Source organism: Alphaproteobacteria bacterium (assembly GCA_017302575.1).
Lineage (GTDB): Bacteria > Pseudomonadota > Alphaproteobacteria > Rickettsiales > UBA3002 > JAFLDD01.
The window spans coordinates 450,120-461,545 of record JAFLDD010000001.1 but is presented as its reverse complement, the minus strand read 5'-3'; the positions used below and the strand labels follow the sequence as shown (position 1 = coordinate 461,545).

The window sequence follows — 11,426 nt, the reverse complement described above, 5'->3', positions numbered from 1 at the left end:
TTCAAGAAGATTAGCGTTCGTTTTGATTGCTCAGTGTAGGCACAATCACTTGATTGAACAAGGAGAGGCTTCCCGTAACATGCTCTGCAGTCTGCTCTGTCGTTGTTACGCCTGCCCCATTCAGAAGATTTCCCAAAACCTCGAGCTGCTCGGGGGATAATTGTGCTATTCTGTCTGCATTAATTTCATTGGCACTTAATGTGCCATCACGATTACTATCTAGGTTAAATACAATAGTATTTGCTGCATCCTTACCTTTTAAATCAAAGGTAGCTAGAGAATCAGCCTCATTAACGATTCCGTCACCCGTCAAATCAAATGCTACGCGCTCTCTTGGGGCAACTATTTTGGGTATGATGCCAATTGTAGAAGGCCTCTCGGGCGCAGGAGGACGAATGCGACTCAGTGCCGAGTCATCAAATTCGGGGGTGGGCTCTGGTGGTTGCGATTCTGGGTTGGTGGCCATGTTGCCGCCTTTCTTAATCCCAAGATACATGCCTAAGATTAAGAAATTCTTAATTTACGCGGCGACGGCTAAGGGCAAGCGCGCTGGGTCGAGCATCAGCTCGATGGTGCGGGCGCGGTCGAGGTGGAATGTGTCGGTCTGGTTCCAGAGCTTGCGGGCTGATTCGCGCCACGCATAACGTGTTTTGGGCTCCATATTTTGGGCTATGTCTTTCAGCAACGGCTCCTCGTCCTCCAAAATTTGATACACATGGTTGAGATGCGGAAACATAGCGATGCGATCAATGGCGATTTGCCAGCAGTGATAAATAATTTTGAGCGTATCAGGCGACTTGCTGCCAGCGAGCTTACTAGCGAATTGTGCCTTCTCGGCTGGTGTAACATCGGGCTGCATGTGTGACAGCAACCCGCGATAGATTTCGGTGGCATTCTTGTCATTTAACTGGATCGCCAAGCCAGGCGAACCTTGCGACATTGCATATAACCCCTCATGTGCTTCACTCGTAACATCGGGAGCGATCTGATTAAGAATTTTGCTGAAATGTTTGAGGTCAGGCGCACTCATACGCATCACACGACAGCGCGATTTGATGGTGGGCAAAATATCACCCAACGTATGGCAAACGAGCAATAAAATGCTTCGTGCAGGCGGCTCTTCGAGAATTTTTAGCAGTGCATTCGCCGCTGTGGTATTGAGTTGGTCCACCGCATCAACAATCACTACACGCCATTCGGATTCAGCAGGCGTGAGTGACAAAAACTGCGGCACTTCCTTCGCCTGATCCGCATTGATTTCGGCTTTTTCAACTTTCTTCTTTTCATCATAAAGTGGCGCGATAGCCAATAAATCAGAATGCGAACCTGCAATTACCCGCCTGAAAATCGGGTTATCCTCGGCCATCTCCAAGCCCGTAAGTGGCGCTGCCGCCTCCTTTGGTGCATCACCGAATAGAGAAAACGTATCGTCAGCAGGTTTATTGATAGCGCCATGGCTCAATAAAAAGCGCGCCAAACGGTAAGCAAATGTCGCCTTGCCAATCCCCTTGGGTCCGCACAGCAGATAGGCATGATGCATTTTGCCGCGCGCAAACTCGTCCAAAAACGATTGTTCAATCGCCTCGTGGCCTATCAAATTTGGATTCTCGCGTGGTAGCTTCATGCTGCCTGTTTTACAGGCTTCAATCCCAATTGGAAACGCTTGTTTACTGCGCTGAGGATAGACTGGTGGATAGCTTCAATCGAAACCGCAGCATCGACGACATGGATGCGCGCAGGCTCCTCTTTGGCGAGTCGTAAGAATCCGTCGCGCAGTTTCTGATGGAAACTAAAATCCATATTCTCAAAACGCGTTTCAGCGCCACTATTGCGAGCACTGGCGCGCTTTAACCCATCTTTGGGGTCAATATCCAGAAGCAAGGTCAACTCAGGCGCGGCATTGCCATAAAGTAATGTATAAAGCTGCTTAAGCCAATGCGTATCAACCCCTTTAGCAATGCCTTGATAGATATAAGTGGAATCAAAAAAACGATCGCACACCACCCACTCGCCACGCCCAAGCGCAGGCTTAATAAGTGTTTCGAGATGGTCATAACGTGCCGTCATAAACAGCAACGATTCGGTGACGGGATCCCACCTGTCGGCAGCACCCTCAACTACTAACTTGCGTATAGCTTCAGCCCCTTTTGAACCACCTGGCTCGCGGGTTACTAATGTCTTGTGTCCCGCTTGTTCAAATGCTTGCGCGAGGAGTTTTATCTGGGTGGATTTCCCAGCCCCTTCTCCGCCCTCAAGCGTAATGAATGGCATTAGAACCAGCTCCCAATCACGTCGGGGATGCGGGCAAATATACCCTTCTTCTCAACGGCTGCGGCGGCCACCAATGGCACTTCTTGTTTGCTACCATTAGGTAAGCTAATCACCAATGTACCAACTTCAGCACCTGCGGTAATCGGTGCTTGTAGTGGGCCTTGATAGGTCGCCTTAATACTTACCTTTTCACGCTCGGTTTTAGGCAAGGTTACCAATACATCCTCGCGCACAGTTAGCGCGACTTTGTCGGCCTTACCCAAGAATATGTTAGCCTCAATGATGGGCTGATCCTTCTTGGCGAGCGTAATGTTTTCGAAATTACGGAAACCCCACGTCAGCAGATACTCACCCACCTGCTCACGCTCTTTCATGGATTTTAAGCCATTCACTACCAGCACCAAGCGGCGCTCTGTAACGGGTTCTTTGGCGGTGAGCACAATACCGTAGCCCGCAATTTCAGTGTGACCTGTTTTCAAACCATCAACACCCAAGCGTCCCAGCAACGGGTTGCGATTATACTGACGAATGCCATTATAGGTAAATTCACGCTCCGAGAAATAGTGATAAAACTCAGGAAAATCGCGAATCAGTGCCTTGCCAAGAATCGCCAAATCTGCGGCGGTGGTATAGTGATTCTCGTCTGGCCAACCACTAGCATTCACGAAGTTTGAATCCGTCATGCCCAGCTCTTTTGCCTTAGCGTTCATACGATCGGCAAACGCTGCTTCGCTGCCAGCCAAACCTTCCGCGACCACTACACAAGCATCATTACCTGATTGAATCGAGATGCCGCGAATCAAATCCTCCACACCCACTTGCTCACCAATCGGTACAAACATTTTAGAGCCCTGAATACGCCACGCATTCTCGCTCACGGTGAAAGTGTCGGTAAGCTGGAGAGTGCCCTTTTTCAGCTCATCAAACACCATGTATTCGGTCATGAGCTTGCTCATCGACGAGGGGAACATCTTCTCACCACTGTTTTTCTCTTTCAAGATGGTGCCTGTCGTCGCATCCAGCAAAATCATGTGACTTGGCAAATCCGAGACATCGGCTGGTGCTGCCCCGTCCGCTACCGGAACGTCGGGCGGTGTCTGCGCATGCAGCGTGCTCCATGCAAAAAGTGCAACAAACAACGTAGCAAATTTTAACACCATCAAACGTTTCATAGACTAGTCCTTACAGTTTCACAATTTTGGTATCCAGCACACCCATCGTTCTAGCGCGCTGCTGAATATCGCGCGCCGCCATTTCATCGCGGTAAGGCCCTGCCCTCACACGGTGCAAGGTACGCCCACCCAGCTGAATCGTGGTAATTTCTACGTCACTTATTCCGTCAAATTTCCGCTTGAGATTAAGCGCGTTTGCCTCATTGCCAAACACACCTAACTGTAACATGTACCCACCTTGAACCACGGGTTTGTCGGGTATTTTGGGGTCCTCTATTTTCTGCGTCTGCGGCACTAAATCAAAGGGTGAGCGCTGCACTTCTGCCACGGGAGCCGATTGCTGGGTAGGCGGCAATTTGGCAGGTGGCGCACCATCGAGTGGTGGCAAATCTTGCGTCGTTTTAGTCTCAACGGGAATCACCTCGCCCTTAGTTGAGGCTTTGGGCTCTTCGGCTTGCGCGGCACTGATAGGGTTGAGCAAATCAAACCATGAACGCTCTTTTTTCTGCTGAGGTGTATCGAATGCTTCTGATGCGGAAGCAAACGAGGTTTCGCCAATCAAAACATCACGCTCCACATTGATATTCGAAGGTGACCTGCCCTGCTCAAGCAGCGCGATGTAACGGCGTGATTCTTGCGGCATATACTCAACTTTTACCTTAGCAACGCCTGAGCGAATCATATCCAAGCGCTCTGCAGCAAGCTTTGAAAGGTCGATAATACGCCCATGCGCGAATGGGCCGCGATCATTGATGCGCACGATAGCAGTTTTGCCATTCTTCACGTTCGTCACCTTTACGATTGAAGGAATCGGTAGGGTGCGATGCGCAGCCGTCATTTCATATTTGTTGAAGGTCTCGCCATTGGCGGTACTTTTGCCATGGAAGCCTGGCCCATACCACGAAGCCATACCCGTTTCTTTATATTCTGGGTCATATTCTGGGTAATAGGTCGTGCCATTGATTTCATAAGGCTTGCCTATTTTCACCAAGGGGTGCGTGGCCTTACCGTTACGGAAACCAGGCGCATCACCATAGTCTTTTGTGCCGCTACAAGCGGTGACTAAAATGGAAAGGGCAAATAGTGTAATGAAACGTTTCATAGGGACCTATTGTGCGATTTTGTCAGATAAGAGGCCCACGCTGGTAGCAAAGTAGCGCGAGCGGTTCCAGTGCAAGAGTACGTGATAGTTCTGCGTAACGGCATATGCGGCCTCACTGTTGCTGCCAGGGTACATGACATAAATGGGCGTTTCATCTGCAGGCCAAGCGGCATTACCAACAGGCACTACACCAAGGGATTTCCATTCACTTACTGGCCGCGCTTTATACAAATCGGCCCATTCTGGGTTGAAGCCTTGAGGTAGCTCGACTCTGAATCCCCATGGCAATGCGCCATTCCAACCTTCGGTCTTGAGGTAATTGGCAATCGAGGCGAATACGTCCTCTTGTGTGTGCCAAATATCGGGGTGGTCGTTGCCATTCCAATCCACCGCATATTTGAGATAGCTCGACGGCATGAATTGAGTTTGCCCCATAGCACCCGCCCATGAACCAATCATTTCATTGGGGTCAGCCTTGCCATCTGCGGCAATTTTAAGCGCTGCCTTCAACTCCTTACGGAATAAATCCGCACGACGCCCATCATAAGCAAGCGTGGCCAGTGATTCGAAGACAGAATAATTGCCCGTATAGCTGCCATAGTTGGTTTCCGTGCCCCATAAGGCCACAATGATTTGCGGCTGCACGCCATACATTTCGCTGACCTGCTTCAAAAGCGCCTGATGCTCACGAAACTTGGCTTGCCCTTGGCCGATACGCGGCTGCGCAACAATGCGCGACTCATACTGCAACCATGTCAATTTACCTTCGGGCTGCTTACGGTCGAGCGTCACTAATTGAGGATTCGGTGCGATATTAAATAGCGCAACATCGAGCGTTTCTTGGGGGATTCCCTCACTCAACGCTTCGGCATTGAAGGCTTCCAGCCACGCTGCAAAAGGCACCGAATTCGCATAGGCGATCGATACTGAGAACGTCAGTAGAATCAGTGCAAGCCCAGTGATGAATGAGAAACGTTGCATAAGGGGAAGAAGTTATGACCTGTTGCAACAGTGCTTACAAGTCTCGCCATGATTCATACACAATGTGAAGTTTTTTAGTTTTTTCTGAGGGCGTTAGCGTTATGTGAATGTGTGGATAACATCATCGACAGTCAAATAATAGCGCGTCTGAGTTCGCTAATTGCACCCTTACAATTAGGTAAGCAGCTACTCGTGGTATGCGACAGCAACACGTGGAAAGCAGCAGGTGAGCGTGTGTTCCATGCACTTGGTGATGACTATCAGCTCATGCGCGTACAGCTTGAAGAGGCGGTTATCCCATCCATCACCACTGCTCAGCGTATTATCGCCTTAGCAGGTGATATGGACGCGTTAGTAGCCGTTGGTAGCGGCACGATTAACGATCTCACTAAATATGCGGCACATAAAGTAGGTAAACCCTACATCACGATTGCTACTGCTGCCTCGATGAACGGTTATGCCGCCGCCAATGCAAGCTTGTGGGACGGAGCGCATAAAACCTCGCAACCCGCAACCGCGCCCAAAATGATTATTGCGGACACAGAAATACTGGCCGAGTCGCCTACCCGCCTAACTTCCGCAGGGTTTGCCGACATGCTCTGTCGCAGTACCGTACAGGCGGATATGTTCTTATCGCATCACATACTCGGCACACCCTATCATAGCGAGGCATTCGCGGCACTTGAGCCAATCGAGCAAGCCCTTTTGCCAAAATCAAAGAAACTAACCGTGGGTGATGAAAAATCCCTCAATACCCTCATGCAGGGGCTCATTATCGGTGGTCAGTGGATGAGCAAAACAGGCTCCAGTGCGACAGCAAGCCAAGGCGAACACATGATCGCCCATGCCATTGAAATGCTTTACCCCAAAATCGCTGCTCGCGCCTATCATGGTGAATTAGTGGCCGTAGCAACCGTAAGCATGGCAAAAATTCAGCAGCGCTTATTAAGCACAAAGCCGCAACTGCGCAAACCCGCCACCCTCGAAAATATCCAAGCGGTGTTTGGTAAGGAGCTGGCAGCTTCTTTGTTTGAAAATTACCAGCACAAAGCCGCAGTTATACAAGAGACGCTGGATATGAAATGGCCAGAAATATCCGCCGGCATCTTTGGCTTCATGATTCCCGCAGAAATTCTAACCAGCGCACTTGATCATGCAGGCGCACCTACCAAGCCAGAACATATCGGCCTCACGGAAGACCAATATAGCTATGCACTCGAATACGCGCATTGGACGCGTGATAGATTTTCATTCCTTGACCTTGTGTAACGCTTTTGCCGCGTCATCCCATTTCGTGCGGAATCTATCTGGCGCTGAAGTGCTTTCCGCTATCCGTTTTTCAGACTGTAATTGCGCGATCCACTCTTCGCCATTGATGCCATGCGACTCACCAATTTCTGCAAGAGAATTTAATACTCCCACTTTCATTGCTTCAAGACCACACATATAGAGCTTGCCGCCATCTTCATGCAGCGCCTTCCAGATGACGTCACCGTTGGTTTCCAGCATGTCCTGAACATAGCCGCCTTCGCGAGAGGCGATATATTGGTAATTCGCTGCGCTATCACCCATTAGGCTGCGAATCTCCTCGCCACACAGCTCGTCTTCAGCGTTACGCCCGCCGTTTAGGAAAAGACGCACATCAGGCGTAAGCCCTTTCTGCTCTGCTTCGCGCAGCATAGCTAGATGAGGCGCAACACCAACACCTGTTGAAAGCAGAACCATAGGCTTTTCATAATCGTAAGGAAGCTTATGCTTACGCAAATCCAAAAAGCCTTTTACGCTCACTTGCTCATCAGATGCCGCTACGTCAGCAAGATAGCCACTACTAGTGCCACGACATATCAGTGACTGCTCATTTAAAAATGCTTCTGCATGTACCTCTGAAAGCAAAATTGATATCCTGCCTTTCTCAGTATCCACCCGTGAGGGCGTATATTTTCGATTGGCCAAAGGTGGCTGATTGGCAAGCAATTTATCGAAGCTGATTCGACCTTTGATGCCAGGTAAATTCAAAAATTCTTCAACAGGAATATAATCATATTCCTTACTTGCGATGCCCGCGAGCTTCAGAAGCTCTTTGGTCGGCCTCGTTAAATCAACGGTGTGCGCAATCACTTGCTCTGCAGTGAGCTTTTGATCTGGCGTGGCCACCCCATCGCGCTTGGGTAGCTTTGCCATTATAGCACCAGAAGGAATGGATTTCTGGTCCAACCCCTCCAAAACGCGCGCTGTCCGCTTGGAGCTGTTTACTGGCAATAGCGCAATTTGCATCCCCGCAGCAATGGTGCCGCCCTGCAATTCTTCTTTGCTGAATTGTAGGCCAGAAGGCACATTGAAGGTCAATTCCCATGCGGGGGTGCTGCCGTCACTAGCGCTACGCACTTGATGCGCGCTAATAAGTTGAAAATCCTGAATGCGATTTATGGCAGATGGATTGGTAGTGTCTGTATAATCAGGCGCAGTAATTGTGTAGGCGGGCATGCTAGCTCCATGAGGGTTATTATGTTTTGGATTCTGTGTCCCTCCAGAAGCATGGCGTGTATATAGCGCAGCCATAGGCTTGCACAATAGCTAGGCGATAAATGTCATGGAATTATCACAAATGGGTTAGCCACGGCCTTTGTATGAAGGCACGCCTTGATCGGGAACCCAAACACCCTTGGGCGCTTCGCCACTTTGGAAAAAGATATCAATCGGCATACCGCCGCGTGGATACCAATAGCCACCAATACGCAACCACGTTGGCTCAATCGCTTCGATGATGCGCTTGGCAATCATTACGGTGCAATCTTCGTGAAAACCGCCGTGATTGCGGAAGCTATGTAAAAATAATTTGAGCGATTTGCTCTCCACAATCCATTTATGCGGCACATAATCAATCATGAGATGGGCGAAATCAGGCTGGCCTGTTTTTGGACAAAGTGATGTAAATTCTGGCGCCGTAAAGCGAATCAGATAGTTCACATTCGTGTGTGGGTTGGGCACGCGCTCAAGTACCGCTTCGTCTGGCGAAGCGGGAAGCACGGTCTTTTCACCAAGCTGTGTAAGATGTTCGGTCATGCCACATAGCTAACGCTTATTTACCGCGTCCGCCACCAAAATTTGGAGCAATGACATTACCTGAACCACCACCTACGGGAGAGCCACCACCAACCTGCTCCTGAAGCGCTTTTTTCAATTCACCGAGCTTTTCTTCAAGCGCTAGTGATTGCTGGAAGATGCGTGAATATAACTCGTTCGCACAGAATTGAGCACCATTAAGTGAGTGTGGTAATAGCTGTGAGTCCGAAACCTCTGAATGTGGGTTCGAATGCTTTCGAATAAAGTTATGTGCATTGGCATAGGCTGTTTTTGCATCATAAGCCAATATCTCTGCTGCATTCTGCGCACGCGCAAACATGCTGTTATCATCAACGTATGATGATTTTCCCAGATCACTGCTGGAGGAAATGGCACCAGCGCTGGTTACAGGCTTGCCTTGAATACGTGGCATGAGATTGACAATCCTGCCAAGCGGTTCATCTAAATTATCATATCCATTATAACGGCCTGTTGCACCGTCCTCTGCTGGTAATAAATCATCATAGCCGCGTTGATGAGGGGCAGCATCAATGGGCGCAGGTGGCGGCTCTTGACCTGCAGGGTGCAGCTTGGTTCTGTTCCATTCCTCGTTAGCCGTATCCACTTCTCTGGCGTATTCAGAAGGGCGATATATGACGCTTCTGGCAAATTTAGTAAGCCCCACAAGCCGATTCGTCATAACTTCAATTTCATGACGCATTTTAGCGATAGGAGTAATCGCCCGATCATTGTGTACCGCTCTATCACTCGGCACATCCCAGCCAGTGGTAATAAGCCAGTCATATGTATCTGGGTATTGCTCTTGAAATACTTCTGATAACTGCACCAAAGATTGATGTGGAAGCTCGGGAAAATCCTCTAGTGGCGTAACTTCTTTTGCAGCATCCGAACCTGTGAATCTATGTTTCACAGTGGACGCTAAATAATCATCAATAACGGCATATCCTCTGCCTAGATACTCAAGCATCGCTTTATCGGGATCGTTATGGCCGAACATGTCTTCGCCTATCATCCCACTAATGCGCTCTCGAACATCCTTCAGTGTCGATTTCGTTTCCTCAATGGCTTCATCAACTGCTTGATAATAGTGGATATCATCAATACCCTCAGAAACAGCTTTCGTCTCATCCTCGATTGCCGCGGATAATTTATTCGTAGCAAGGCGGAACTTGCGAAACACCTCTTTATGCCCAGTATTCTTAATGGCATTGGCATCATTATCCTGAGCAGTCCAAAATTTACCTTGCTCATCTGCAAGCACATCAAAATAAAATGCCAATTTCTGTATAGCCTTCGCACAATAAAGGCCGCTTGATGGAACGCCCCCCAAAAGTGCGTGAGTGAGATATTCACGATGCAGTTCAGAAGCCTTCGGCTTCAGCGTGGTAAAATAATGCTTGAATGCATCCGGAGCGACTTCCTGAAAGCTATCATAGGGCGGAATCGTGTTATCATCTAATTCGAATGTCACGCGCTGGATCCTCTATGCCATTTTCAGCAAACCCCTTGGCGCGCAATAAACAGGAATCGCACTGGCCGCAGGCTTTACCATCTACAGGATCATAGCAGCTAATTGTGACAGAATAATGAACCCCTAAGCTATTGCCTTTACGTATAATTTCGGCCTTATTCATCCCAATGATAGGCGTATGAATTTTCATGGGATTTTCGCCCGAAACCCCAGCAGCAGTCGCCAAATTCGCCATTTTCTCATAGGCCTCAATAAATTCAGGGCGGCAATCGGGGTAACCACTATAATCCAACGCATTCACGCCGATAAAGATATCATTCGCCCCTAATACTTCTGCCCACGCCAAGGCAAACGATAGAAAAATGGTGTTACGCGCTGGAACATACGTAATCGGAATACCGTGGCCAATATCATGCGCGCTGCGAGATTTCGGCACAGCAATATCATCCGTCAGCGCTGAACCACCAAACAATCGTAGGTCAATATCGGCAATCTTATGCTCCTTGACGCCATGAAGCGCGGCCACTTTTTTTGCGGCCTCAAGTTCAATCGCATGGCGCTGACCATAGCGAAAACTGAGCGCATAAACATCAAAGCCCTCACTCTGGGCGATCGCTAATGTGGTAGCGGAATCAAGCCCGCCGCTTAATAAAAGAACTGCTTTTTTACTCATGGAATCCCCAGAATTTTATGCATTTGAAGCGACAAGCGATAGCCTTGCGTTTGCGCTAGCATTGCCGCCCGCGCCATGTTCTTTTTGTTTTTCTCAACATCCTGCTGGTCCATTGGCTGCACGTAGACAGGCGTACCGAGTTTGGACTGCCCAACCTCCGCAACGTCGCGGTAAGGCGAATCATCATCCGCGATAATAAATTTAAATGCGCTTACACGCGACAGCACGTCCTCACGCACGGCATGGTAGTTGCCGCTTGTTACTTTTGGCGAGCAAATAATATCAACCGCTTCTGGTAATTCTCTATGCAGCGTTCCGTTCGTTTCAATTTGCACGTGAAAGCCCATCGACACTAACATTATACACAGGGGCTCGATATTCTGACGAAATGGCTCACCACCTGTAATTACAACTAAATTTCGCAGACCATTGGCTTTACGTTCAATATTCTCAATGAGAGCATCAAGGGCGATGGATTGGTATGTTTCAAACTCCGTATCGCAAAATTCGCAGGCGAGATTACAGCCGCCTAAGCGCACGAATACGGAAGGCCAGCCAACATAAGGCCCTTCGCCTTGTAGGGTAGCGAACACCTCCTGCACATCAAGCGTCAAGCCGTCGCTCTGGATGGGGGGCCGTTTAGGGTTTTTACCGAACATAGTTGCACCTTTT

General features: G+C 49.1%; 12 protein-coding genes. 1 reads left to right on the top strand and 11 read right to left on the bottom strand.

The window, feature by feature from the left end; genetic code table 11:
- Positions 1-10: 10 nt before the first annotated feature.
- The 6 genes from J0M34_02360 to J0M34_02335 are packed head-to-tail and all read right to left on the bottom strand — an operon-like array spanning position 11 to position 5,526.
- Positions 11-466 (bottom strand): hypothetical protein, encoded by a 456-nt coding sequence (locus tag J0M34_02360; GenBank protein ID MBN8543087.1) that lies wholly within the window; start codon positions 464-466, stop codon positions 11-13.
- A 54-nt stretch (positions 467-520) separates the two neighbouring features.
- A complete protein-coding gene (locus tag J0M34_02355; GenBank protein MBN8543086.1) occupies positions 521-1,624 on the bottom strand; it encodes a DNA polymerase III subunit delta' in 1,104 nt (367 codons plus the stop codon).
- The gene (locus J0M34_02350) at positions 1,621-2,271 is read right to left on the bottom strand and encodes a dTMP kinase (GenBank protein MBN8543085.1); all 651 of its coding nucleotides are present in this window, start codon (positions 2,269-2,271) and stop codon (positions 1,621-1,623) included. Before J0M34_02350 ends, J0M34_02355 begins: the two co-directional genes overlap by 4 nt.
- Positions 2,271-3,443, bottom strand: coding sequence for a D-alanyl-D-alanine carboxypeptidase (locus tag J0M34_02345; GenBank protein MBN8543084.1), 1,173 nt, complete (start codon positions 3,441-3,443; stop codon positions 2,271-2,273). The genes J0M34_02350 and J0M34_02345 overlap by 1 nt, the downstream gene beginning before the upstream one ends.
- 10 nt (positions 3,444-3,453) lie before the next feature.
- Positions 3,454-4,545 carry a septal ring lytic transglycosylase RlpA family protein gene (locus tag J0M34_02340; GenBank protein MBN8543083.1) on the bottom strand — a complete coding sequence of 364 codons (1,092 nt, stop codon included), beginning with the start codon at positions 4,543-4,545 and terminating at the stop codon, positions 3,454-3,456.
- Between the two features lie 6 nt (positions 4,546-4,551).
- On the bottom strand, positions 4,552-5,526 hold the full coding sequence (locus J0M34_02335) for a lytic murein transglycosylase (protein ID MBN8543082.1): 975 nt from the start codon (positions 5,524-5,526) through the stop codon (positions 4,552-4,554).
- A gap of 111 nt (positions 5,527-5,637) precedes the next feature.
- Here J0M34_02335 and J0M34_02330 point away from each other — a divergent pair, with 111 nt between their 5' ends.
- Positions 5,638-6,795, top strand: coding sequence for an iron-containing alcohol dehydrogenase (locus J0M34_02330; GenBank protein ID MBN8543081.1), 1,158 nt, complete (start codon positions 5,638-5,640; stop codon positions 6,793-6,795).
- On the opposite strand, the gene J0M34_02325 is transcribed toward J0M34_02330, so the two are convergent.
- From J0M34_02325 to J0M34_02305, 5 genes are all read right to left on the bottom strand, one after another.
- Positions 6,775-8,010: a hypothetical protein gene (locus J0M34_02325; protein MBN8543080.1), complete on the bottom strand. Its 1,236-nt coding sequence runs from the start codon at positions 8,008-8,010 to the stop codon at positions 6,775-6,777. The genes J0M34_02330 and J0M34_02325 overlap by 21 nt on opposite strands.
- Positions 8,011-8,136: 126 nt before the next feature.
- Positions 8,137-8,589 (bottom strand): NADPH-dependent 7-cyano-7-deazaguanine reductase QueF, encoded by a 453-nt coding sequence (gene queF / locus J0M34_02320; GenBank protein MBN8543079.1) that lies wholly within the window; start codon positions 8,587-8,589, stop codon positions 8,137-8,139.
- Between the two features lie 16 nt (positions 8,590-8,605).
- Complete coding sequence (locus tag J0M34_02315) at positions 8,606-10,081, bottom strand: hypothetical protein (GenBank protein MBN8543078.1); 1,476 nt, start codon at positions 10,079-10,081, stop codon at positions 8,606-8,608.
- Positions 10,062-10,754 carry a 7-cyano-7-deazaguanine synthase QueC gene (queC, locus tag J0M34_02310; GenBank protein ID MBN8543077.1) on the bottom strand — a complete coding sequence of 231 codons (693 nt, stop codon included), beginning with the start codon at positions 10,752-10,754 and terminating at the stop codon, positions 10,062-10,064. Before queC ends, J0M34_02315 begins: the two co-directional genes overlap by 20 nt.
- On the bottom strand, positions 10,751-11,413 hold the full coding sequence (locus J0M34_02305) for a 7-carboxy-7-deazaguanine synthase QueE (GenBank protein MBN8543076.1): 663 nt from the start codon (positions 11,411-11,413) through the stop codon (positions 10,751-10,753). The genes queC and J0M34_02305 overlap by 4 nt, the downstream gene beginning before the upstream one ends.
- Between the last annotated feature and the right edge of the window lie 13 nt (positions 11,414-11,426).